We start from the raw sequence: 25,463 nt of genomic DNA, 5'->3' as shown, positions 1-25,463 counted from the left end.
CCTGTTTGCAGAACAATATAAAATCGACAAGATAGCGACTCAAGGCGACCATAAAAGCAAATCTGTGGTCAAAGCGTTAGCGTTCCGACTCGTCGGATTGTCCACAAATTTGTTTTAGTGGGGGTCTAGCGGGTAGGCGAAGCCGTAGGGCAGCATTGCGCCCTGAAAATTGCAGAACTGCAATTTAAGAAAAGGTCGAGATTAACTCTCGACCTCCGTTACCATCAACCTTTGTTTGGGGCTGATTTCAAACAGCGCCCAACCATTGCCTAGACTAACGACGATGGGTCTATATCTAAAGGTTAACATTACTTCGACAATTGATGCCTCCAAGCAATCCAACAACTCTATAGGCTTAGCCTCAGAACATTCATTACCGATAGAATCGTATAAATACCCTTTAAACATCTTAGTTAACAGCATCGAGGTAAGTACTTAAGAAATCTTCGAGTTCATGTGCTTCCATTGAACGTAGCTTAGGCGCGATGTGACGGTGATCGTTCAAATAATTGATAGCTCGAGTTACCAATTTATCACCACCACATACAACGATATAGTGTTCAAAGTTAGTATTGGCAGCATCAAGAACAGTATGGCCAAGCTTCTCTATTGTAGTTCCGTTGACTTCCTGCCACTTTGCCGCGATCTGTATCGCGCCTTGGCTAGTGTGAAGTAAGAAATGGGCTCGATCTTGTTTGTCCTCAATAATGCTAGGATAAGAGACATTCCTTTGATATGTATTAGGCTCCCTAGAGTCGGATTTCTCAAAGCCCATGCCCTCAACAATGCATTCAATATCTTTAACTAATTCGGTTCTGGCCACAACGTTCTCCTTTTAAATGCAACAAGACACATTGTAACAAAGCTCATTGCGCTTGAAAAACACACAACCAAAGAGGCAGCTATGACAAACAAATCTGATAAACGCCGCTACTTCCCTGTTGGGGATGTGGAACGGGTCGAATACCCTTGTCAGAAATGCAATCAAGGCTTTTACCGTTACAACGTCAACGGGGAACGCATCGAGAAACACAACCAGATGCAACACAATTGCACCCACTGTAATGCAGTGACCTTTTTTACTATTCGGGCTGTGAAGCCCAACGGTACGGTTTTGTACGTTAAGCATTAAATCAAATAGTTAAAGTAGCATGACGTTTAGGTATACCCTGCGATCACTGGTAAAAAACACACCAAAATCAATATACGACATAACTTATGTGTCACCACTGGCTGTGTCATTACTTAAATGACATGCCCGCTTTTTGTTAGCGTACGTTTTCGTTCCGTTGGGCTTCATACCCCTATTCCGTATCCCGCTCTAAAGTACAAGAATCGCATCTTTGTCGATTGGGAAACGATCAGAGGACAGCCAATTGAGAAAAGTTGATCTTTTGGAGCTTTGGCCACAAATCTAGACCAATACAGTGAACGGTTAAAACCCGCCGAATATGAGCAAAATTCTGTAATAAACTTTCAGCGAGCAAACGCGCCAATTTTGGGCAGAAAAAAGCGACTTATTCCATGTTGAAGCGCGAAGCGGCGAAAACCTGGTATAAGTCGCGATGAAGTCGGGCATTTAACATATAATGCGTAATCAGTACCAAAAAGTAGAGGTATGTTAAGAAGGTTTCATAGCGCGTAAACTTATGAGCCTTAGCTCCCCAAATGAAGATTATTTTTCCAATTCAGTTAGAATGGGATATCTCAACAGATAAGAACAAGGTCGTTGTATCCGAAAATGAACAGGCAACCAATAGAGATAAATGGAATTGTGAAGGACATGGATCACCTTCGCCCGCACATTTGGAATTATGTCATACCGGAAAAAAACGGAAAGCCAGCTCAATCCTATAGGATTCTAATCACCTTTAGCTGCCATTGTTTCACGAAGGGATATAAAGATGAGCATGACAATAGTTTTGTCGTAGTAGAAAACGGAGAGCAACGTACTTTTTGTGAAGACAGATACACTCGTTCGTTCGATTTGTTAGAGCACATCAAAGCCATGGGACCCGCAAATGTGTTTATAAATCATAAGAAAGGTCAACGACAAAACTATATGCGTGTGCCAGTCCCAACGGGCAACTACGAAATCTATTTCAAACTATCAAGAGCAAGTAAGCGAGAGATCGATTTGAACTTGTATGTTCAGAGCGCATTCCTACGAACGACGGGACAATCAAGAAAGCTAGGTAAGATAAGATTCGCAGTGGTTGTCCATAACACCCATCACAACAAACCAATCAATCCACCGCCGCGACACAGAAAATAAGATACAAAAAAACCACCTGCTAGAGGTGGTTATTGTACTTCTAAGAAGTAAATACTGGAGCCTTTGGTCATCGCGCTCTTGGGCGTCAACCTAACTCATTGAATTAGGCGGCATAGACACACTGCTAAGCAGCTCCGTTCAAATGTCTACACAAACATAATATATACAGTGCCTAATATTTACTAATAGGTTATGCCTATTAATAAATCGCGACTTGCGTAAACATTACAACTATGTCTTTAAAAGTTGTTTTTTGCAGTGGTACCCATACGAAATTTGAGTCGCTTTCGGTAGGGTTAAAAATTCTTGTTCAAAATTACGAAATGCTGGACAAATACTTTTACCTGTTTCTACTTTTCCAAGTTCTACTGCTAAACAGTCACGTTGTGCATCAGCTAACTCAACATTACCAATATTTATTAAGCTCTCAACCTTTTGGTTATGAGCGATGAAATCTGCATCGCACTCAGAAGCACTAACTGACGCCACACTAAAGAATAAAGACAAAATTAAAGCAATAGTAATTTTCATTTGATACTCCATGTAATAATTAACTTTGCATGCAAATTCATCATTACATAATGATTCCTTTTCGCGCCATAAAGGGTCAAACGGCGATTAGAAGAACATTGCACCCGAAGAACAAAGTGTTCTCTCTGACAAAGGGTAAACAGCCAATGAATTTATCCTACTTTCACAGTTCTTTTTGCCCTGAATATTTTTCAGCGTAATTTTGCATGCAAAATTCAAGAAGATAGATAGCGCATTTAGTGACAACGTCACCATGAGGAGCTTTGCGACGAATACCAGAACGCGCGAGCGCAGCGAGTAAGAAGCATACTTTCAGAAAATGTAATTGCTTATGGGTAAGAAGATAGTGATGGTACGAAAATTGCCCTTCTCCTTGCTAGAATGCGCGAGCGTAGCGAGTAAGATTGTTCGATTTTCTTATCGCGATCTCAGTGTATGGCGCATAGCTAAGGCTCTACGTTTGGGGCCCATAAATGCCCTATTGATGTTAATGGGTGTAGTTACTAAAAGGGCATTTATGGGAGGTACTATTAGATCACTTATGGTTGAGCTATCGTGATAGTAACCTGACGGCGCTATCGCTTGTCTGCTTCACACTGTCTCTACAAACTACGTTTATAGCAGCCAGCGCGAACCTTGATTATATTTATCAATATTAATTTCAATGTTTATTTAAGTATTTATTTTCAATAAGAGGAAACCCTAATTACATCCAATTTTAAAGCTATAACTTAAGGCTACCTTTTGAGCAAAACCACTATTAACTTGTTCAATCACATAGATGGACTCAAGCAAACCACCTAAATTGGAGCGATTAAGTGATTATGTTGCTCAAAAAATGAACATTTATTTTCTCTAGACGTGCGAAATCCTCCGCTCTCGCGGATTCGTTTTAATCTATTTAACCAGGAAGCAGTCGAGGTTGAATCTGCTTAGATAGGAACATCTTTGCAGTTGTATCGGCAAAACGATTCAAAGTGGATGCGTTGAACATCTCTTGGATTCCTGATGCGATGGTTCTAAAGCTCATCCAGTTGAAGCGCAAACCTTTTTTCTCTTGACGTTCTCTCGTTGCAAGAATGAACTGAGCTATATTTTTATAGCGAACTACCTTTAGGTCGCTAAAGAAACGTTCTGAAAACTGCTTATATGCGGCCGCACTACGGACAGAGCCTTCACTAGAATCCACACATACATTTATTCTTTCTGATGAGTAATACCCTGCAAGCTTAAGGTATCTAATTACCTTTCCGAAAGATTTTGGAGAGATATACTCTCCCCACCGCAAGGCGTAGTCTTCCTGAAGCTGGTTATAACTAATCGTCTGCATTCCCGCTTCAGTGGGGAGTCCTACTCGGCCTCCGATTAAATCGGTGTTAGGTAGCATACAAGCCAACACTTTGGCGATAAGTCGGCGACATTGGATATTATTAATAGCCGAACCCACCCATGCGTTAAGAGCAGGGAAGCGATTAGGATTATCGATAAACTCTTCAAGCGCTTTCAAGATCCGCGCAAACTCTTCAGGCAAGTACTTCCATTCGCCATTTGGGAACAAACGTCTCGCTTTGAAGCCAAACTCAAAGTTAGGCGATTTTTTCTGCTCCGAAGCAACGACTAAATGATGAGTATCGATAAGACTGCATTTATACGCTTTACGCTTAGCTCGATATTCAGCATCTTTAAGCTTTCTTTGCTCGCTGCTTTCGTCAGCAAAAGGATCTAAATTAGAGAAGTGCATAACACATACTACTCCAGTCAAAAGATCTCAAACGACAGATATAACTATCTTGCTTAAGTCTAAAGAAGGGTATGTGTCTATGTATAAAAAAGGGCTTGGCTTTCAGTAAGCCATACAGATATGTAATCATAGTATCTCCAATGTAAAAGTCAGTTTGGGGTCTCAAGCCAAACTTCAGATCTAAATCTATAGAAAGATCGCACAAAGATCAAGCTACTGAATTTCAGATACAAAAAAACCGCTTACCATTGGAGTCATAAGCGGTTTTTTGCGAATGCTATATAGTTAGATTGAGGGTCTAACACATTCTACTCAAATCTAATTCACTACATAGAAAACTTCTCTATGTAGACAGTGCTCTATGTAATGCACTAGGTCATCTGAGATAACTTATATTCTACTACCTTCTTCACAGAACTCAAGACAAATAAACTTGACAACGCTAAAGAAAATTTGACGACCAAACCACTTTTCCTAGCACAACCACATCTTTTGCATCCAATAACTCTTCAGCATAACTAGGATTGTGGCTCTTTAGCACAATTTTCTCGAAACCAATCCGCCTAAGCTCTCTAACTTTCAACTCTCGACCATATGAGAAAACATATATTCCACCGTCGTGAATTGTCGTTTTACCTGCGTCTATTCCTATAATTGATTCAGAATATAGCGTTGGTTCCATACTATCGCCCGACACTCTAATGCAAAATATATCGTCCTCTAAAGACTTTGATATGATATATCTAGGGATATGAATCATATCTTTAAGTTCTTTCTGCAGAAATGTACGACAACCACCTGGAGCATAGACATCAGGATAGTAAGGAACCACTATGGTGTGTTGATTTATCTCAGCCTTGTCTTTGTTTTTTCCTGAACCCAACCACTCTATTGATACGTTAAAAATTTCAGCCAATTTAAGTAAGCTTCCACCCTTAGGGTTGCTCTCATCTCTTTCCCATTGAGAAATAGCAGTAGCAGTAACCCCAATCTTCTTAGCTAGCTCTCTCTGGCTGAACCCAAATTCAACTCTTTTGCTTTTGAGTCTTGTGCTTAATCTTTCCATACAAGCAAAGATAAACAACTTAAGCTAATAAAAACTGCACAATACATAAAGTTATCTTTACTATAAAATAAGAAACCTTTACAATAATTACTGATCAAATGATCATGCATTAACGGAGAAAACCAAGGGGCATGCGTGACAAAGAAACAAACCGTTAGCATCAACTTTGAGTTAGATCCTGATGTAAATACCGGCCTCCAAAACGACGGTAGAAAACATGGTCGCTCTAAGCGTAAAGAAGCGCAGTTCGTACTAAAGGCATGGTACTTAATGCCTGAACAAGAACGCGAGAAGTGGATACAGAAAGTGAATCTCTCCCCAAGTGACTGAGTTTTTTTGCGGTAAAAAGTCCAACTTTTGAACCAAAACAAGTTGGCAATTAGTTCTTTAACAACATGGCCATGGCTTATAGCTCACATCAAACTCAACGTTGGTAAATGTAGAGAGATGATTTTGAGTTATTAACGATGAATGCCCACAGTTATTCATCAATCACACCCAACGCTTGGCAAGCGAGGCAAGGGCACTGGAAGTCCGACCAGATTAAAGTGATAGGACGCTTTCAATGTGAAACCACTCACATTTCAATAAATCAATGAAATAATTTGAAACAATGTCTCAAATTCAACATTTTTTCTCTAACTGGTTGAAAAAAAGCAATTTATAAGATTTTCACCATCTTATCAGAACCAAAATCATACTTTTTCAGCAACCAATTGCAGTATTGCTTTGTTAATACACTTCAAATACATTCCCACGCAAAATAAAAGCCCAAAAAATGGGCAACGACGAAAAACGTCTAGGTTGGCTCTTTAAAATTTAATTTGATACCGCCCCATACTCATCTCATGGCGTTCCTGCCCAAAGGCTTAATAAAATAATGCAGGACACTTGCGCCCATATCTCGCGTGGTATCAATCCCCAATATAAAGAACTCGCCAACATCCTGCTTACTTGCAGATTCCATATTTGAAGAGAACATTCACTTAACAGCACCAATTAGAGACCGTCTCAACTCGTTGATGTGCCTGTGTTTTATTCTTTTCAAACATCAACAAACGACTCCTTATATCTCGCCACTGCGCTCAAGCGTAGGGCTCTGCACATCCTAAATTTCACCTGATGTGCGAACTTTAACAACATGGCCATGGCTATAGACCTCCCCAAGCTTAACGTTGATAAACGTAAAGTGCGGCTTTGGGTCTATTACAACGAATGCCCAAAATAATTCGTTAACCACACCCCACGCTTAGCAAGCGAGGCAGGGGCTTTGGGTTGTCCGACCAAATTAATGTGATAGGACATCAACTGTTGGTAAGGAAATAATATGTTGGAAGAAAACTCGAATAAGCAGCTCCACGTATCTCAATCTGAGGACAGGTTGCTCGCAAACATCTACAAAAATAAGCTCATCCGGTGCGGAGTTTCTAAGCGCGATGCTGAACGCTTGGCGACAAACAAAACGATAGATGAACTCAAAAAAGTATGTTCAGAACTAAAGCAATCAATAGCTTACGAGCCTACGTGCTCTAACTCTGAATCTAATGAGACAAGTAAGGTTGCTATTACAAGCTCAAGCAACGGAACTTGTCGAGTATGGAGTATCCGCCCTACAGGAAAACACCGACACCTAAGTTGCTCAAGAAAAAGAACAAAAGTCGATAAAGCCTTAAGCAACAGTCAAACTATCTCTAGTGATAATGACCCACTGAAGCATCTAGGTTACTTAGATGATGAGTTGAAAGAAGCTCGCTTAGAAGGACTTATCGAAAGCTACCTGAACCACAACCGCCATGGCCAAGAAAGAGAGCAAGAGACTCACTAAATAGTGAGGCATATTGAATATAGCGATCTTTCCTAAACACCTTTTCTACATTCAAATTCATTTGTTGGCGCTTTAAACGCCATCTCCCTTCGAAACAGTTTTCTCAAAGCAGCGCCCATCGGCGCTGTTTTGCGTTTGTTGTTTCTAACCCATGTTAACTAAGGAAATCACTCATGACTTTAACACAACGACAAGTCGGTTTAACTTTCGCCCTTTTCTTTGCTTGCGCTCTTCTGGCAACGCAACCTGCACTTGCCGCGGATATTTTTGCTTCTGGTAAAACGGCCATCAAGGAAAGTGCAGGCAAAGGATCGATGGTGGAAACAGCCATGCTAGGCTCCGGCTTAATCCTAGGAACAATTACTGGCTTCACCACTCGCAACTGGGTAGCTGGTGTTGGTGGATTTGTTGGTGGCAACATCCTTTGGGCAGTTGGTGCACCACTGGTAGGACTGGCTTAAATGGAAAATCCCGACCTCTTTTTCAGTATTCCCAGACACATGAACAAAGGGAAGCGTCTCGCGGGGTTTCCGCGAGATGAGATTGTCCCTGCTGCAATATTGTTTGGCCTTTGTTTTTGGCAAGGGTATTCGATCACTGGGATCATACTTGGATTCGGATGGTTCGGTGGCATTCGGTATATCAAAGTGGGCTACGGTGAGAACATCGTAGCCCTGACTTTTTATTGGTGGACTGAAGGTTTACTGAGCCGTGCTTACTTCACTCGAACGCCCTCTTCTGAGCGGCGTTATTGGATATTTTAAGGAGAACACTCTTGGATTCCTTCATCGCAGACGAGCGCCTTAAAACCAAAAGCCTACTTAGTGCGCTGCTCTTGGCGGGGTTCCTGGCAATGCTCATTACCAACATTGTGCTTGGTGTGAGCATTTACCAGGCTATCAACAACAAGAGCCGAACCTTTGTCCCTCCTTTCATCTCAAAAGCCTTCACCGTTTCGGATGGCAATGTCGATGAACCCTACCTTGAGATGATGGGAGAATTTATGGTTCACAAGAAGCTCAACATCACACCCGCCAATGTCCATAGACAATATGGAATGTTACTTGATTATGTCAGTGAGCAACAATGGCCAAACGTTCAGCCTCGACTCTTACGAGAAGCCGGACAAGTAAAGTCCGAGAATATTTCTAGCCGCTTCGACGTTGTACAAGTCGAAGTAGCACTTGAGGACTTAAAGGTACGGTTTACAGGCGACCTACAAAAACATGTGGGTAGCCGCCCTCTAGATCCAGAAAAAAATGTTGTTTACGAAGTTTCGTTTAGCTATGAGCAAGGCGAAATTTCTCTTCTTTCAATCAACCGTGTGGAACAAAAAAAATGAAAAGGCTAATCCTTCTTCTTGCCACACTGACGTTTCCTGGTATTGCTGCTGCTGAGAACGTCAGCATGATCAATTACTCCTTTAATGATGGCGACACTATCCCTATTTCTCTTTCCAGTTTGGACGTCAACCGACTTCGGGTAAAAGATGACCGAATCATGGATATTACCTGCCCTAGCGGGTTTTGCTCTTCGAGTGCGGAGCAAAGAGATAAAACAGGCTCCATCAAACTCAACATCAATATCAGCGCCCCGTTTACTGCGCAGCTCACAACGGAAAAAGGGCGTTTATTCGCCCTTTTTGTTACTCCAAAAGCAACGCCTGGTTTCATTACGCAGTTTACTTACTCCATGGCGCACCTAGAGCAAAAATCGGTCTTTGAACGTGAGTTTGATTACCCGACCGCTTTAGTTGAGTTTACTAAGGCAATGATGAACTGGAAGAAATACCAAAGTCCCGTGCCTGGCTTCTCGGTACATCATGTTGACCCCAACACGCTGCCCAAAAAAAACTCGGCCTTACCACTGACGCCCCAAGTGGTCTTTTCTGGTAAAGACTACTCAGGGATTATTTATCAGGTAACAAATAACGGCGATAGCGCTGTCGATCTCACCACGGCGCAGTTCTATAGCTACTCGGCTCGAAGTGCATCACTGGATGATTTTCACCTAAAGCCAGGTGAGTCAACCACGCTTTACTTAATAACAGGAGGGGGAGCCAATGATTTTCGATAAATTTTTTGCTCGCTTCTCGGAGCCGAAAGGGGACTTCGAGCAAGGCTCCGAAATCAATCAAGCAACCAAGAAGCGCAACCTCATCGCGACTCTTTCAGTTTTACTGTCACTTTGTGTGGCAGCAGTGGGGTTCTGGGCATATGTAAAAGAATCTCAAACACCGATACAGCAAGTACCTGAGCAGGAGGTGGCTTTTGGGGCAGTTGTCACCGATGACTTCACCGACAGAGATAATCAAAGCGCCCTCACCAATCAGCAATTGCAAATTGATGCTATGAATCAGGTACTCAAGAAATTTGAAGGCACGCTAGAGTCGTTTAATCAAACCTTAACTACAGGTTTAGGCAACATTGGTGATGCAGCCGAAAGAAACAGTAAGGCCACTTCAGACAAACTCAAACAGGACTGGGAGAAAGAGATTCAAGAGGTCAAGCGCCTGAAAGAGCAACTTACTGCACAACTCACACAAGGGCAGTTACCACCGGAACAACAAACGAGCGTGAATGGTCAAGGTAGCACCTTTGGCGACTATCGTTACCCTCCTGCCCCCACTTCGCAACATTCCGACAACAACCCCAACGAAGGTGAGTTTTCGTATAAAGAAAATCAGCGAAATCCCGTTGATAGCGCGGGGTTTGAAACCCAGTCCTTCCACTGGCAAGCCACGATTGAAGAAGCAAAATCCCTTCGCACTACTGACAACTACGTGCCAACCGGAACATTCGTCACTGCCGTTGTCACAGGTGGCGCGGACGCGAACGCAGGAGTGTCTGGTCAAGGCGACACTGCACCGATTGTCTTTCAAACCATTAACTCAGGCGTTCTACCTAACGGCAAAAAATCTAAGCTAAACAACTGTACGATTACGGGTTCAGTGTACGGCGAGATATCCGCAAGCCGAGGCATCACTCGGACTAATCGAATGAGCTGTATTCAACCTGACGGAGCCATCTTGGATATTCCTGTAAAAGCTACAGCATTCAACTTCGGTCGTAACGGCATTCGAGGCACCACCATTCTTAAGAATGGCAAGATTGTTCAAATGGCGGGGGTATCTGGAATTCTCACTGGCTTGGGTGAAACTGGAAAAGCGCTTTCTCAAACCACGACACCAACCGCGTTAGGGCCATCTCAATCCGTTAACGGCGAAGATGCGTTAGTTAACTTACTTGGTAATGCTACCTCAAGCGTAGGCAGCAAGCTTGCTGATTACTACATCAAACTGGCTGAGCTATATCACCCTATTGTCGAGGTAAATCCAGGCGCTATCGTAAACATTGTGTTTCTTGAAGGCTTTCCACTCGATCCCTTACTTGCTGAGGAATACGAGGCAGAAGTTAAGAGAGAAGAACAAGCCGCGAATAACACCCCACAAAATCAGTTAATGAGTGTACTGACGAATAGCCCTGCAATGACAGCAGGACAGGCCGTTAATCCACTGGCGGAAAAATTGGCTCAAGAAGGTATACCTTCCTCTCAATTCGGAAGCGCTCAATAGTGGTAGCAAACATCCTGCAAAGGAGTATCTATGGACAACCCACCTATCCACAGGATAGATGAATCGAATCTATTCCGTGCCTCATGTGAAACATCCCTTTGGGATTTTTTAAAAACCGATATAGGGAAAGGAAAGTGTATCGAATGTCACTTTCCTTTTAACAACAATGACGCTTGCCTCTCTCTGGATTTAGTCAGAATAGGTGTTGATTGGATTAAGTTTGCCAACACAGACAAGCTTTACCCCCCAGACTTCAAGCCTAGCTATATTGCTTTACGCAGTGTCGTAGAACTTAATCGAGCACTTCTAGAGAAGCCATTAGCTGAGCACTTTTATTGTAAGTTTGAGCAAAACAAGCTGACCTACCAACACAAACGTTCACTCAATCAAACCCATGTGGCCAGTGTGAGCTTTTCAGATGGCCACACACTCTACGCTCCATTCTAATTTATTTTAAAGGACACCATTATGTTCAGAATCCTACTCGTTCTAGTGGGCTTTTCTCTGCTGTCTGGTTGTGCTGCCGGACTCGGTGAAGAGTTTAGCTGTGACAAAGTGGGCGGCGTGAAAGGCTGCACAAGCATGAATGAAATTCGAGAGAATATCGACGCCTATAGCACACCTACTGGCTCCCCTCATTCTCATGCCTCCACTGCTCAAGTTCAGCCTTCCGTATTTGCAACGTTGCCTCGCAGAGACCGCCATGGCCAACCAGGGCGAACGCAAGACGAAGTAAGGAAGATCACCATCTTCCCTTTTAAAACCTCTACTCACAACCACTATATCGACACACTCGATATTTTCTTTGTTCTCGATGAAAGCGAATGGACGGGAAAACCTGTCCAGGCAATTATAAAGGACTAAATCATGAAACCACTTTTTTATAATGCAGCGAATGGCCTTAGCGCAGTGTTTAAAGACGCCAAAAAGAGTCAAAATCATATTCATAGAGAGTTACCCTACCGTCACTATGACTACACAGAGAACGTCTTTGAAAATCGCACATCTCGTGGTTTTGGTTTGCAAATCAGTGTGCTTGGCGGCGCAAACGACCAATTAATCATCTCACTCAATAACTTGGTAACAACACTCCCTCAAGGGAAAAAGTGGGATTATCAACTTCAGCTCATTGGTCACAACCGTGTAGGCCACTACATCGATGCCAACGAAAAAGTGATGGCGCAGCGTGGTGGCATCCTTGCTGATATGGCCAAGCGAGATGCACAGTACGCTCGTTATGCAGCAAAGGAAGGTTTTTTTCACAACCAGAAAAACAACCACTTCGACCTACGCGATTATGACGCATACTTCTTCGTTTCTACGAGTGACAAAAATCCTGAAGCGCTAAGAGACGTTCGAAGTGAAGTAGAAACTGCCCTCGTTCAATTAGGCTTTGACACACTGACGGTCTACCCCGAAATGCTGCTATCGCATGTCGGAGATGTTCTTAACTTTGACCCAGAACAAGACAGACCACTCACTCGCGAGTACAACCCACTCGACCCTCTCAACATCCAAGCGCTATCCCCCGACACTGAGTGTCTTATGCGCCGTGACCATTTGGCGATACGCCATACTTCACCAAAAGGCAAAGAGGTCAAGACTCGCTTGGTTAGTATGGGACTCTCTAAACTCCCTCATGACTTTAGATTGTATGGTTTACCGGAATGCTTTGCCTCAATTCGAAACGTTAGCCGTTCGATAGTCTGCCCTCACATGCTTACTCTTAATTTCCGATGTGAGCCCACAGGTAAACAAGAGGCTGACAACAACAAGAAAATCACTGACCTAACGAAAACCGTAGAGTCAAAGATGGTTTTGTTAGCGCCGACTGCGAAAGATGAACTCAAAGAACGCAAAGAGATTCAAGCAGGGCTTAACGGTAAAGAGTTTATTGTGACCTCGATGGCCTTAACGCTAACTTTGTTTACCAACGACACTCGGCAACGCCAAGACGTACAAGCAGCAAAAAATGCCTTTGAGGGGGCGGGGCTCAATCTTATCACGCTCAACATGCTGCAATCACAGTCTCTACTCTCAGTCTTACCTTTTATGATGAGTGATGGATTTTGGAATGACGCCAAGAAAGCAGGTCGAGTCCGAACGTTGAAAAGTTCAAACATGGTGAACTTCTTCCCCATGGTTCTGGACTTTAGGCGTTTAAAACCAGGTATTTTACTCCCCACGATGCGCCAACAAGTTTCTTTCTTTGATGCATTTACTTGTGGCAGTGATAACCAGAACATTGCACTTACGGGGGGGTCTGGTGCAGGTAAGAGTTTCCTGGTTCAAGAAATCGCTCGATGCGTCTACGCCATGATGGGGAAAGTGTGGATCTTAGACAAAGGCGAAAGTTATAAAAAACTCACGCTCATGTTAGGTGGCACTTACATGACGCATAAAAACATTTACTTAAGCCCATTTACGCATCTAGGTAAAATCGCGGATGGACAAACCTTTATCGATGATGACGGCCAAGAGGTCAATCCACTGGCCGAAGCGCTTCATAACATTACCGCTTTGTTTTCGACCATAGCCTCTCCATATGATCCACTCTCCAGTTATCAGCAAAACATTCTGGGTGGCGCTATCGTCACGGCTTGGGAGCGCAACAAAACAAAAACACTCGTCGATGATGTCCGAGATGCTTTGATGGAGAAATACACAGAGCTTGACGATATACGTATTCGAGATATCGCAGTGCAACTTGAACAATATTGTACGGGCGGCATTAATGGTGAGCTATTTAACAAGCCATCGATGCTCGATCCTGACGTACACTTTACCACGCTTGAACTTGATGGTTTCGCACCGAGCGTACTACGCAGTGTGATATTTGCATTGATTGTCACCATTAATCAACAAATGTACCTTTCAGGCGATCGCTCTACCCCTAAAATGTGCATCATTGAAGAGGCTTGGAGCTTACTGTCAGGTAGCAATAAACAAGCGCAAGAGTTCATTAACCAAGGCTACCGCACGGCTCGTAAGTTTGGTGGTTCTTTCTGCACAGTCACACAAGGCATTGATGACTTTTTCGCTAATGAAGAAGCCAAAGCTTGTTACAACAACTCCGATATCCACTTCATTCTTCGTCAAGGTGAAGGGTTCAATAAATACTTAATGGAAAACCCCAATGCATTCACCCCATTGGAAAAAGACCTCATTAAGCGCTTTGAGAAATCTTCTACCGCAGGGTACAGCAGTGTGCGAGTGAAAGCAGGTGGCCATGTGTCGTATCACCGATTTTTTGCCGACCCCGTCAAACGCGCGATGTACTCCACTGAGCCGAAGGAGTACGAGTTCTGCGAAAATCTTCACAAGAGCGGCATGGATATCAGCGAAGCTGTTCATCAAACCTCAATGCACTTTTATGGAGATCAAATCCGTGAATTCGAATCGCATATCTCATCCCTGTAGGCAAGCGCTATGCCTTGCCTTAATCTGCGCCTCCACCATGGCCAGTGCAAAAAACTTTGGGGTAATGGGGTCTACCTTCCCTATTGGTGAAATAGACATGCTGCTTTGGATTGAACAACGGCTTAAAAACTTCGAACGCACAGGCAAATTGGCTGACATGCAAGAAGAGTTTCAAGCTAGAGTGAAGCATAAAGTGAGCAACCCAACCCCTCTCCCAATTGGAACTACCACGACACCAGAAACGTTTTATGTGAACCCTAGCATGACCTTTCCAGGACAAGTCACTAACCCCAAAACAGGAGAAGTCATAGCAGGTAACGGGCAAACCGTTAATCCGTTTGATAGCTCAACCTGGCCAAAGGATAGCGCCAAGATGTTTCCTAAATTTCAGCTATCAAAAGTATTGCTGTTTCTCGATGCAAGCGACCCCAAACAAAGAGCTTTTGCCAGGCAGTTTACGCACGAAAAGCCAATCAAATACATCCTAACAGGCGGCAACCTTGATAGAACCGCTGAAATGTTAGGCACCCGTATTTACCACGCACAAGATGGTTTTATCACCAACAAACTCCACATTAAAAACGTCCCTTCGTTGGCTTACCAAGAAGGCGTTCGTTGGAGAATTGACGAATTTGATGTGTCCGCATTTAGTGAGGACGAATCTGATACGAATAACTAAGGACTTGTTATGCACGCACCATTACTCTTAGAGAAGCACGCTCAAAGCCCAGAAAAAGCAATGTGTCTGTTACTTTGCTTTATTGCTGACGTTGCGACAACCATCCGACTCAACACCCCTTACTATCAAGGGACACCAATGCCAACCGAGACACCACGCAATGTATTGTGGCTTTCAGAAATACTTGCAGGAATGAATAAGTTGAGCAAAGCCCTTACCCAAGACAACACTGCCGACGTAAGAAGGGAAATTGATAGCTTGGCGCATTATTGGACGCACTATCAAGATGAGATAAAAAGCGCTCAAAAAAACACCGCAGGAGACAACATGAGTTGGCATATCGAAGATGGTCTAAACATCTTGAACCTACTCAAATCTACGCACGGCACTCCCACAAACTAAGGAGGCAACATGAAACGTTGGTTCGTTCTCACGCTGCTTCTAATTAGCGGTCATGCAAACGCAGAAGGAGCGGCTTGTGTGAGCCGCTTTATTAACCCTATTTCTGATATTTGTTGGAACTGTTTGTTTCCAATGACCATAGGCTCAGCGACCGTGGTTCCCTCAAATTACCCAGATACTAACAACCCCGCTTCACCTATTTCCTATTGCCCTAAGCCCCCCCCCATTTTTATGCAAATCGGACTGAATATAGGCTACTGGGAGCCTTACGCCCTCACCGATGTCACTCGCGTTCCCTACTGTATGGTTAACATGGGGTTAGAAATGGGAGGTGCCAACAAACAGAAAATTGGAGGGCGAGTTACAGCAAGAGACAGTGACAGTAGCGATGGGGGATTTTATCAAGCGCATTGGTACAAATACCCCGTCATTTGGTGGCTACAACTTATTCAATCAACAGCGTGTATGGCCACGGATAATTTTGATATTGCCTACATGACTGAAATCGACCCCTTGTGGGATGATGATGAATTGTCGTTGGTGCTCAATCCGGAAGCGCTTTTGTTTGGCAACTTGGTTGCACAGTTGGCGTGCGTTCCCGAGGCAATGCTCACCTCTACCAATACGGCGTTACCCATTGACGCTCTCTTTTGGTGTATGGGCTCTCAAGGCAGTGCCTATCCATTAACGGGAACAACCAATTATCGAGATACGCCCATTCAAGCAGGCACATTAATTATGGAGAAGATCAATTATAAGCTCCATAGGCAAGGGATGATCATGGAGACAAGAGGCGAGGATGGCGCTATCTGCTATCAGTACCCAACACCAATTTTGCCTAAATCCCGATATCGCTATCAAATGTCTGGGCCGATACCCGATGCGGGATGGTGCCATCCCTACACTACCACAACCACCATTTGGGAATCTGGCCATGACAACCCTGTAACGGGGGACAATTTTGGTTTCGTCCAATGGCGCAAGCGAAACTGCGTCTTTTTGTAATTCCAACACTCACTTGAGGGCAGAAAGCTCGTTACTTCATCGAACTTCAGCCCTTCCCCATTAGAGCTCGCTTTTCACTGCTATAAGCGCGTAGCGCTTGTAGGGGGGAAAGGAGTACCGCGCAATGCGTGGAGATTAAGGAAATCACTCATGAAAACCACCTCAACCCTGGCAAAAATCAGCAAGTCTATTTTAATTATTTTCTTCATCATTAGCGCCTTGCTACTCGGGCAAGTATCACAATATTTACAAACCTTAAAAGACCATCAGAGGCATGAAATCAGTGCATGGGTTGATAATCACCCAGAACAGGCTTCTAAGGCTGAGACATTTATTGAACTTTGTTTAGATTCACGCCTCACGAGTAGAGAGGAATCACTAGAAGAGTCCGTTCTAAAAGAGCCTATGTCGCTGTATGACTGTGGCCACACCGTCAACGCAGATCAACTCGTTCAACATCTTAAAACAACCAACGCTCCCTGGTTAACTTTTGCTTGGCCACTGTCGGCTTTTGAGTAAGCGGGAGACAAGCAATGAAAACACTTATACTTCCTTTTTTGCTCTTCTTAGTGAGTACCTATTCTCATGCTTATTCGGAAGAAGAGCTCAAAGCTCTAGCAGAACGAGAGCACGCCATGATGCAGTCCCCTCCCCCAAACAACTGGGAGGGTGTTTGGGGTAAAGCCAGGCAACATCAACAAGCCTCAACGGAAGCAAGCCGAAAGATTCAATCTCTAGTGAAACCCAATGCGTTAACTGAACTTCTCAATACCCCTGTTCCAACCGAGAATCCAGATAGCGCACCAAAAGGTGTTATGGTCTTTGTCTCCCTAACCATGCCTGCAACCTCACTAAAGCAATTGCTTAGGCAGAGTGAAAAGACCGGAGTCCCTTTGGTGATTCGCGGTGTTCTTCCTCAAGGTTTCCCGGCAACAACCGCCAGAATAAGCCAACTAATAGGCATTAAAAGCAAGCATCCTATTCAGGCGGGATTTTCGATAAGCCCCGAATGGTTTAGGCAGTTCAGCATAGAACGTGTACCGGCTTTCGTATCGGTAAAAGACGGACGCTGTCTGCCAAAACAGCCCTGCTCCCCCAAAGACTACGACATTGTTTACGGGAACATTTCACTCTATCAAGCCTTGGACGTTCTCACTCAAGGTGATACAGGAGAAAACGCCAGGGACATCCTAAAAAGGTTAGAATAATGAACAAGGCACTCACACTCTCTCTTATCTTCCTGACATTTTTTGCTTTCGCCAACCAGGAGCAGTCCTTCAACGACACCGCAAACTGGGCAAAGCAGACATCAAAAAGCATGCTGACGCCAAACAACATCCCTCTCAACGTCAATGATTATTGCAAAGATGCGACATGCCAAGCTCAAGTTGCTAACCCCAATGAAAAGTCATTGAACGATGGAAATATGGAAGCCAAGGCAGCTCAAGCATTTGCTTCTAATGATTTGGCACAAGGCATAAGCAAGAACACAAATAAACCTCGCCCCGATTTTAAAAATGACCAAAAGATGCGATACGCCCTGATTGGTCAAGAAAATGCATTTGAGATTAGTCACGATAAATCCAACAAGTACGTGAATTGTGACAATGGTAATCAGTGTTTATTTGATGATTATGAGAAAGTGTGTCATTCGCCAACCAAAACCCCTGTACCCTGTTACAAAACACCCCAATTCATACCGGATGTCATAGCCGTTTCATGGACATGCAGCAGCGGAACTCTAGAGGGGACTCGATGTGTGACCCGTCGAAATGAATGTCGCCTCGATGCAAGTAACTTTTCGTCTGACACGCACACAACAACCTGTAATAACAATGGTGAGCGCACAACGGTTTGGAGGTGGGACGGAAGGAACGTATCTCCTAGTCAAGGTTTCTGGCGCGGTTACTTTGGGGGTAAAAGTCACTCAGCTTGGGATTGTAGTCGCGATAGAAATGGCTATTCAGACACCTATAGCTACGCCATTTGTACCACGCTCAGTTATTATCACAACGCAACTCCAGTGTGTCCGTCCGGTTATACCCGTGTGGGGTATCAGTGTGTTAAGAATGCTTTATCTTGGAAGAAAGATTGCTCCCTTATTAAAGAGTGTGCAGTGGTCAGTGAGCGTTGTGTCGAAGGCCCAGGATATCGAACCATTAACGGCGTCTCTACTTATCTCCCCTGTTGGAAATATGAGGTTTTGCACGAATGCGACTTGCCAGATAACTGCGGTCAATTTTCAGAATGCCGCGATGGTAAGCGAGAGTGCAGCCTTAAACAAAACGGGGTTTGCATCGAAGAAAAAGTCACCAAGATATGCACCAAGAAAACCTGTCGCACCGTGACACTCAATTGCGGTGAGCAATCATTCTGTCTAGACGGAGAGTGCTACGACTCAACGCCTACTCTAAATGGTGATTTCGACAAGTCTGCCGCAGCTCTGGCGGCGTTAGGGGAAGCCGCCAAAGGGTTAGGCGATCCCCCCAAGATATTTACGGGTAAACCCATGCAGTGCTCTATAAAAATAGGTGGCATTGCAAACTGTTGTAAGGATGGTGGTTGGGGAACCGACATAGGTTTAACCTCTTGTGATGAAGATGAAAAATCCCTCGGGCGAGCCAAAGAAAAAGGCTTAACACTATATATCGGCGAGTATTGCGCTGAGAAAGTGCTCGGTGCTTGTATTCGTAAAAAACGCACATACTGCGCGTATGACAGTAAGCTTGGTAAAATCATCCAAGAGCAAGGAGCCATAAGTCAACTTGGTAAAACCCTTGGCTCTGCCGAAGAGCCCACCTGCGCCGCCCTCACCCCTGAAGAGCTCGGACAAATCAACTTTGACCGCATCGACTTCAGCGAGTTTTACCCAGAGCTCCACAGCAGAATTAATCTTCCTGATCCCAATGTTATCAAGCAACGAATCCAGAGTTCTGTTGCGGGAGATTCCAACTAGCAAGGAAAAACCATGATTAGGCAAAGACTCATAGCACTGCTTTTCGCAGTGCTTTTTTGTGTCCCGACTTACGCCAACCAAAGCCCTCCTGGTTGGCGTTTTTATAACGAACCCAAACCCGAAAAGTTAATCAAACCCAAAAAGCAACCTGACGCACTTCCCGCTAACAGCACCACAAAGGTAATGAGCGCTACCGAACAGCTAGAGTGGTTTAAAAAGCAATGGAACGAAGCAAATGCCGCAGCCACCATTGACCCGAAAAACAAAGAAAAAGTCAGGCGCTTTTTAGAGCTCAATCGCTACATTACATCGCAAACCGACCAAATAGGGATGACTTTTAAGCAGCTCCTAGTCGAACACCCTGAACTGTCATACACCCTAGAGCACCCCACTGAGCAAACCGCTCGCAAACCCTACCTTGCAGCCCTGGAAACCAAGCACAAAAACAAAGTGCGTGAGATGGCCAGGAAAGGTTGGGGACTGTTTTTTGTTTACGAAGGACAGGATGCGGTCACGCAACAGTTAGCACCTTCGATTCAGTCTTTTGCTGACAGTTACAACTTAGAGCTCTTAGGGCTAAGCGATGATGAGCAGTTCATATCATCGATACGTGAAAATCGGAACAATCAGGGAAAAATAGTCGCTGACTTTACCCCTGCCCTGTTTCTCGTCAACCCCAACACAAAAGAAATAAAGCCTCTTGCCTATGGCTTTATCTCGCAATCCAGACTGCTGCAACGCTTCTACAACGTAGCAACCGACTTCACTCAATCCAACTACTGACACTGGAGAACCATTATGCGCTTTCTTTCAACCTTACTTGTTTGGTTTAGCCTTTCAGTCTCACCCTCCCATGCAGGGATGAGTAATGAGTATGCTCTAGTGTTCCTTATGCAAAGTAGCTGTCCGTATTGCCACAAAGTTGCTCCAAGCGTGACCAAGGTTTCTCAGGAGTTAGGTTTGACCGTTTATACCTTTACGATGGACGGCGGCGGTCTACCTGGCTTTCAGGTGCCCATTCCTGCGACCCAAGAAATCAGAGAGAAATTTTTGGCCGTGAGCAATATCGTTCCTGCGACCTTTCTTATCAACGTCAACAGTCAAAAATTCACTCCAATCAGTCGCGGGGATATTGACTACCCTACATTGATTCGCGGTTTCTCGAATGCCATCAATGACCCCGAAGTTAGGGAGGCACTGCAATGATTCATTTCACTCGAAATGCCATCACTAAGGGAGTGCTACTCACACTCCTTGGCAGCCCTGTGGTGCAAGCCAGTACCAGTAGTTCGTTACAAAAGTTCTTTGATGATTCGGGGTACAACGCCAACGTGACAAATCCGATTGCTTATCAAGGACAAAGTGCAAACTACTACAGCGGGGGATCGTTATTTGTTCGCACCAAAATCGTCAATGCTCAATTGGTGAATGCAACCGTTCCTTCGGTAAGTGCAGGGTGCAGCGGCATCGACATGTTTATGGGTGGATTCTCTCATATCAGTTCGGATGAACTGACCAAACTCGGCAAGGCCATCATTCACAACGCGCCACCTTTTATTGTGGACTTAGCGCTGCAAACCTGGGCGCCTCAATTGAAGCAAAATATGGATAAGCTACAGGCCGTGGCCGACAAGTGGCTCAATCAATCCATTAACTCTTGTGAAGCGGCGCAAGCGACCGTTGGAGGATTAGCCGCCTTGACTGCCCCTGCAACTAAAAAGCATGTGTGCGCCACATTAGGCACGCAAAACAATGCCTTCTCAGACTGGGTCGAAGCGGCTTCTAAATGTAACAACGATAGCACGGTCAATGGCCAACTGGATGCCGCCAACACAGACCCCGCTCTTAACGCGATGACCATGCGCAGCCACAACATTGCCTGGTCAGCCATTATGAAAAACGCTTACTTCAGTAGCGATACTGACCTAGCACAATTTGCGATGAGTTTATCTGGGACATTTGTTTATGACAAAGACGGCAAACCAGGGTTCTTCCCTAGCCTTCTGACCGATGACAACAATATGGTGGATGCGCTGCTCAATGGCGGCGAAATACGACGCTACCAATGCGGGGATACTTCAGCAGAAGGATGTTTAACACTCACAGTAGGAAAAGTGACCATCCCTGCCAACAATGCGTTTAAGGTTCAATTGCAAAAAGAGCTCGATACCTTATGGCAAAGCGTTCTGACCGACCAAGCGCTCACCACGAAACAAAAAGGGTTCATAGAGCTTATCCAAACTCCAATATTGAAGTTTTTCTTCGATAACGCAGCGGTCGGTGCCGTACCGAATACCCCTGCTTACGCCAACATGTTGGCCATCGAGCTGCTAAATCGTTACCTGACCAACACACTCAACCTGGTCGAACACTCCTTGTCGGCGTCCAATAGTAGCTTGGCCAACATCGAAGCCATCAAGAACGATACGGCGAGAGCGAAGCAGTTCATGTACGGACTGACGCAAGAGGCGATGAAAATTATCAACGCACAAAATGACCTGATTGCTGCTGAACGCGAGAAACAACGCACAGGCAAAAAGCAGCTTTCTAAACTCATTCCTAATAACCAGGATTACCAGGAGTAACCGATGGTTTTTGAATACTACACTTACACCTCTGGCGCAGTGGTGCAAAAGGCACTCAACGCCGTGGCGGTTTTCTTTGCGACTAACTCGTTTGGTGATTACCTTCGGATTTGCATCATGTTGGGCTTATTGGTTACAACGGCCACCTTTATGCTGAGCCGCAACCCAAAAGAAATTGGCAAATGGATGGCGGTCTACACCCTCGTCCCTTTGATGCTTATTAATATGAAAGCCACCGTAATGGTGGTGGATAAAACCGAGCCAGGGAAAGTTTACAACATCGACAACGTCCCCTACCTAGTCGCACTGCCTACTTGGTTTTTCAGCGGCATGATGGCGGGATTTACTGAAGGGGTAGAGTCTATTTTTACCAGTTCAGACGATGAGCGTTACGGTCGAACAGGGATGCTGTTTGGCTCTGAGCTTTATCAACTGTCGAGACAGGCAAATGTACGCACTACAGCCCTACGCTCTCAATGGAATGATTACTTTGATAACTGCCTATACCTGGATGAAAAAATCAATCACAAGTTCACCTGGGATCAGCTTTTTGGCAAAGAAGATATCTTTGCCTTTCTCGACACCATCACCCAAAGTCCGCTGAGAGGCATGTACATCAATGGTGCCTTCAAGACTTGCGCAGAAGCCTACCCCTTAGTTAAGAAAGGGTTCGAAGATGCCGCAGGGGAGGACATGAACCTACTCGCGCAGCATATGTGGGGAAAAAATGCGGCGCTCTACAAGTCACAAACCGAAACTGCGCTCCAACGTAGTTACACTAAGTTTGTCAAGCTCAGCAACAGTGCTTCAAACATTATTAAGCAAAATATGGTCATGAACGCGATACGCTACAGCATAGATTCCTCAGACCCAACACAGAGCGCGTTAAACTACGCCTACACCACCAATAAATTGCAGACGACCTCTATGTGGGCTTCGTTGGGTTTGATGGCCAGAGAATATTTACCCATGCTGCAAACCATCATGTTTTTGCTGTTCTCTTGTACGGCCTTTTTCATCGCAGGGGTTGCGATGCTACCTGGTATGACCGTGATGGTATTGAAGGGCTACGCAGGCACGTTCTTCTATTTAGGCACATGGCCAATGTTGTTTGCCATCTTAAACGCGATTCAAATTTGGGGGCTGGAGCAAATGAGCGAGCCAATAGCGGGACGATTTAGCGGTCTTGTGCTCTCAAATGCGAATGCGCTCGATGAGCTCCACAGCCGTTTTTCCTATATGACAGGCATCTTGATGATGAGTGTCCCAGTCATCGCGGGGGGACTCCTTAAGGGTGGCTCTGCGGTGCTGTCCAATATGAACTATCAGTTAGCAGGAATGATTAACTCTACCAATGCTCGCGCTTCTGCTGCTGCATCAAGCGGAAACTTGGACTTTGGTAACTTGCAAACGGATAACCATAGCTTCAACAACACTTCTGCGAACAAGTTCGATGACAACACCTTAACTAATACTGGCCATAGTTATACGCAGAACTCTGACGGCTCTATCACAACGCAACATGGTGACGGTCGAACGACTTACAATGCGACCCCTTCGGTCAGCCAAGCTAACTTCCAAATGGCGGCTCAACAATCGGTACAACAAGGTGTGCAAGATAACCTGACTCGCACTCAACAGTCCCTTGAGCAGCAAAGTATGCAGCTTGGCCACAATATCAGCACTGGCATTGCCCAGAGCGATAGATGGGGTGATTCACTCAGTAAATCCCAGTCTTACGGCAGCGGCCATAGCAGCAGCACGGAAGGGCAAATCATGGAAGGCTACAACGATATGCAATCTGCGGTTAACAGCGTGTCTCAGGCGACAGGTTGGAGCCAAGAGCAATCACAAGCTTACTTGCATGCTACGAGTGTAGGGGCAAATGCAGGACTGGGACTAAAAGCGAGTGCAGGGCTTGGTGGTGAAGGCAAAGGTGCGGGTTTACTTGGTATTCTGAATGCCGGAGTGAATGCAAGCACAACCTGGTCTAACGAAGACCGAGATAGCTTCTCTAAACAAATCAGTGAGAATCAGCAAGCCCTAGATCAAGCGACCAAGCAATATACCCAAGGTGCAAGCACGGTAACACGCGCTGCTGAGCAGGTGGATAACAAACAGCAGCACAGCGATGTGGAGCAGTATGCTAAAGACTTTGCGGTTAACTACCAAGACGGCAAACAAATTGCCTCACAAGCGGCGAAAAGTGAATCGGATATGCTTGCTTACAGCCAAGCGCTTACGCGCATGGAGAACGACTCCGCAAGCTTCACGCAGAATCACATTATGGGCTTCCAGAACTTCTTGGAAGATGGGCAAAGATTATCGGGGGATGATGTACAACGCTTAATGACTGCTCACAGCCCTGAAGATCTACAAGAAGTAAAAGAACTCTATGGGAAATACGTCCAAACCGAGGCGTTCAAAGAGCTGTCAGGCGTAAGTGACTCTCGCGCTGAAACCCAACAGGATTACCAAGCTCGCTATGAAACGGACAAGCCTGTTTCTAACCCTGTTCCTGAGTTTACGGAAAGACAAACAACCGTGATGGAAGCGGCGAGTACACTTGCTGAAGTGAAAACCGACATGCTAAGGGAGCAAGGAATGGCTGACCACCGACCTTGGGAGCACTACGATGAGAAAGAATTTCACGGTGTCACCCAATCGGCGCAGGAGCAGCAATCGCAGGCAGAATCACAAACCAAGCAAAAAGTAGAACCAGGTGTCACTCCAACAGTTAAGGAGAACGTTGAACTGGAAGTCGGTGATACTATGCGAGACGCACGACAGACATCCAGTGTTGCCGAGCAAAGCTATCCTATAGCAGCCGCTTACACAGCAACTCACGCCGATTTCAACCATGACAATCAAATGACGGCCAACTCGCAGCAACAATCTGGTGAAGGCGTCAACCCTGGGCAACCACAAGTAGCTTTCACGCCAGAGTCGAGTTTGCATACCACTCATGACAACGCATCAGTTCAACATGAGCCTAGTCATAACGACCAAGTGACAGTCAACTCGCAGCAGCAACCAATAAACGAAGAGAGCGCAACTTTACCAAGAGAACAAAGTGAAGTTCCGACCTCTACAGACACCCCCGACCTACGGAGTGAAGATAGCCACACCCCACCATCCTTTACCACGTATTCACAAAGCGACGTTCAGTCAGATGGACTCCATAACATAGGAGAAACACCTACCTCACCAAACTACTCGTACACTCATACGAACTTGGAGGATGATACCGACCCCCAACCAAAGCGCAGTTCTAGCGGTAATGACAGCAGTGTTTCACTGGCCAGTGACCCAAATCACGGCGCGTAAAATATATTGATCGCGATGCATAATTAGCCTTTATGTATCGCGACAATACTGTTAAAATAAACAGTGTAAATAAAAAC

Annotated in this window: 25 protein-coding genes; 21 read left to right on the top strand and 4 right to left on the bottom strand. The window is 45.0% G+C overall.

What is annotated here, in order from left to right:
* Positions 1-409: 409 nt before the first annotated feature.
* Positions 410-823 carry a PD-(D/E)XK nuclease superfamily protein gene (locus IX91_RS25145; protein WP_004744686.1) on the bottom strand — a complete coding sequence of 138 codons (414 nt, stop codon included), beginning with the start codon at positions 821-823 and terminating at the stop codon, positions 410-412.
* Between the two features lie 81 nt (positions 824-904).
* On the opposite strand from IX91_RS25145, the gene IX91_RS25140 reads away from it, so the two are divergent.
* Complete coding sequence (locus IX91_RS25140; RefSeq protein WP_004749179.1) at positions 905-1,132, top strand: hypothetical protein; 228 nt, start codon at positions 905-907, stop codon at positions 1,130-1,132.
* A gap of 1,374 nt (positions 1,133-2,506) precedes the next feature.
* On the opposite strand, the gene IX91_RS25130 is transcribed toward IX91_RS25140, so the two are convergent.
* The 3 genes from IX91_RS25130 to IX91_RS25115 form a co-directional block, all read right to left on the bottom strand.
* The gene (locus IX91_RS25130) at positions 2,507-2,806 is read right to left on the bottom strand and encodes a hypothetical protein (protein WP_004744684.1); all 300 of its coding nucleotides are present in this window, start codon (positions 2,804-2,806) and stop codon (positions 2,507-2,509) included.
* A gap of 901 nt (positions 2,807-3,707) precedes the next feature.
* Entirely contained in the window at positions 3,708-4,547 is an 840-nt protein-coding gene (locus IX91_RS25120) for a hypothetical protein (RefSeq protein ID WP_004744682.1), read from the bottom strand.
* Positions 4,548-4,989: 442 nt separating this feature from the next.
* Positions 4,990-5,631 carry an XRE family transcriptional regulator gene (locus tag IX91_RS25115; RefSeq protein ID WP_236643041.1) on the bottom strand — a complete coding sequence of 214 codons (642 nt, stop codon included), beginning with the start codon at positions 5,629-5,631 and terminating at the stop codon, positions 4,990-4,992.
* A gap of 117 nt (positions 5,632-5,748) precedes the next feature.
* Here IX91_RS25115 and IX91_RS25110 point away from each other — a divergent pair, with 117 nt between their 5' ends.
* From IX91_RS25110 to traG, 20 genes are all read left to right on the top strand, one after another.
* Complete coding sequence (locus tag IX91_RS25110; protein ID WP_004744680.1) at positions 5,749-5,943, top strand: TraY domain-containing protein; 195 nt, start codon at positions 5,749-5,751, stop codon at positions 5,941-5,943.
* Positions 5,944-6,940: 997 nt separating this feature from the next.
* Positions 6,941-7,438 carry a hypothetical protein gene (locus tag IX91_RS25105; RefSeq protein ID WP_004744679.1) on the top strand — a complete coding sequence of 166 codons (498 nt, stop codon included), beginning with the start codon at positions 6,941-6,943 and terminating at the stop codon, positions 7,436-7,438.
* Positions 7,439-7,611: 173 nt separating this feature from the next.
* Positions 7,612-7,899: a type IV conjugative transfer system pilin TraA gene (gene traA / locus IX91_RS25100; protein ID WP_004744678.1), complete on the top strand. Its 288-nt coding sequence runs from the start codon at positions 7,612-7,614 to the stop codon at positions 7,897-7,899.
* Between the two features lie 39 nt (positions 7,900-7,938).
* Positions 7,939-8,202, top strand: a complete 264-nt coding sequence (traL, locus tag IX91_RS25095; protein WP_236643039.1) for a type IV conjugative transfer system protein TraL — start codon at positions 7,939-7,941, stop codon at positions 8,200-8,202.
* Between the two features lie 11 nt (positions 8,203-8,213).
* The gene (gene traE / locus IX91_RS25090) at positions 8,214-8,780 is read left to right on the top strand and encodes a type IV conjugative transfer system protein TraE (RefSeq protein ID WP_004744676.1); all 567 of its coding nucleotides are present in this window, start codon (positions 8,214-8,216) and stop codon (positions 8,778-8,780) included.
* A complete protein-coding gene (gene traK, locus IX91_RS25085; protein WP_004744675.1) occupies positions 8,777-9,514 on the top strand; it encodes a type-F conjugative transfer system secretin TraK in 738 nt (245 codons plus the stop codon). Before traE ends, traK begins: the two co-directional genes overlap by 4 nt.
* On the top strand, positions 9,501-11,012 hold the full coding sequence (locus tag IX91_RS25080) for a TrbI/VirB10 family protein (protein WP_004744674.1): 1,512 nt from the start codon (positions 9,501-9,503) through the stop codon (positions 11,010-11,012). The genes traK and IX91_RS25080 overlap by 14 nt, the downstream gene beginning before the upstream one ends.
* A gap of 30 nt (positions 11,013-11,042) precedes the next feature.
* Complete coding sequence (locus tag IX91_RS25075; RefSeq protein ID WP_004744673.1) at positions 11,043-11,459, top strand: hypothetical protein; 417 nt, start codon at positions 11,043-11,045, stop codon at positions 11,457-11,459.
* 21 nt (positions 11,460-11,480) lie between these two features.
* The gene (traV, locus tag IX91_RS25070; RefSeq protein WP_004744672.1) at positions 11,481-11,876 is read left to right on the top strand and encodes a type IV conjugative transfer system lipoprotein TraV; all 396 of its coding nucleotides are present in this window, start codon (positions 11,481-11,483) and stop codon (positions 11,874-11,876) included.
* A 3-nt stretch (positions 11,877-11,879) separates the two neighbouring features.
* Positions 11,880-14,432 (top strand): type IV secretion system protein TraC, encoded by a 2,553-nt coding sequence (gene traC / locus IX91_RS25065; protein ID WP_004744671.1) that lies wholly within the window; start codon positions 11,880-11,882, stop codon positions 14,430-14,432.
* A 37-nt stretch (positions 14,433-14,469) separates the two neighbouring features.
* Complete coding sequence (gene traW / locus IX91_RS25060; RefSeq protein ID WP_236643037.1) at positions 14,470-15,111, top strand: type-F conjugative transfer system protein TraW; 642 nt, start codon at positions 14,470-14,472, stop codon at positions 15,109-15,111.
* Positions 15,112-15,120: 9 nt separating this feature from the next.
* A complete protein-coding gene (locus IX91_RS25055; protein ID WP_004744669.1) occupies positions 15,121-15,513 on the top strand; it encodes a hypothetical protein in 393 nt (130 codons plus the stop codon).
* Between the two features lie 9 nt (positions 15,514-15,522).
* Positions 15,523-16,518, top strand: coding sequence for a conjugal transfer pilus assembly protein TraU (gene traU, locus IX91_RS25050; RefSeq protein WP_004744668.1), 996 nt, complete (start codon positions 15,523-15,525; stop codon positions 16,516-16,518).
* Between the two features lie 150 nt (positions 16,519-16,668).
* Positions 16,669-17,037: a hypothetical protein gene (locus IX91_RS25045; protein ID WP_004744667.1), complete on the top strand. Its 369-nt coding sequence runs from the start codon at positions 16,669-16,671 to the stop codon at positions 17,035-17,037.
* Positions 17,038-17,051: 14 nt separating this feature from the next.
* Positions 17,052-17,726, top strand: coding sequence for a type-F conjugative transfer system pilin assembly protein TrbC (gene trbC, locus IX91_RS25040; protein ID WP_004744666.1), 675 nt, complete (start codon positions 17,052-17,054; stop codon positions 17,724-17,726).
* The gene (gene traN, locus IX91_RS25035; protein WP_004744665.1) at positions 17,726-19,474 is read left to right on the top strand and encodes a type-F conjugative transfer system mating-pair stabilization protein TraN; all 1,749 of its coding nucleotides are present in this window, start codon (positions 17,726-17,728) and stop codon (positions 19,472-19,474) included. The genes trbC and traN overlap by 1 nt, the downstream gene beginning before the upstream one ends.
* Before the next feature lie 12 nt (positions 19,475-19,486).
* The gene (gene traF, locus IX91_RS25030; protein WP_004744664.1) at positions 19,487-20,257 is read left to right on the top strand and encodes a type-F conjugative transfer system pilin assembly protein TraF; all 771 of its coding nucleotides are present in this window, start codon (positions 19,487-19,489) and stop codon (positions 20,255-20,257) included.
* A gap of 15 nt (positions 20,258-20,272) precedes the next feature.
* Positions 20,273-20,680, top strand: coding sequence for a conjugal transfer protein TraF (traF, locus tag IX91_RS25025; protein WP_004744663.1), 408 nt, complete (start codon positions 20,273-20,275; stop codon positions 20,678-20,680).
* A complete protein-coding gene (locus IX91_RS25020) occupies positions 20,677-22,059 on the top strand; it encodes a conjugal transfer protein TraH (protein WP_004744662.1) in 1,383 nt (460 codons plus the stop codon). Before traF (IX91_RS25025) ends, IX91_RS25020 begins: the two co-directional genes overlap by 4 nt.
* 3 nt (positions 22,060-22,062) lie before the next feature.
* Positions 22,063-25,386, top strand: a complete 3,324-nt coding sequence (traG, locus tag IX91_RS25015) for a conjugal transfer mating-pair stabilization protein TraG (RefSeq protein ID WP_004744661.1) — start codon at positions 22,063-22,065, stop codon at positions 25,384-25,386.
* The last annotated feature ends 77 nt before the right edge of the window (positions 25,387-25,463 follow it).

Source organism: Vibrio tubiashii ATCC 19109, assembly GCF_000772105.1.
Classification (GTDB): Bacteria; Pseudomonadota; Gammaproteobacteria; order Enterobacterales; family Vibrionaceae; genus Vibrio; species Vibrio tubiashii.
Note: the sequence above shows the minus strand (reverse complement) of the source record. Positions and strands in the feature narration are given on the sequence as shown.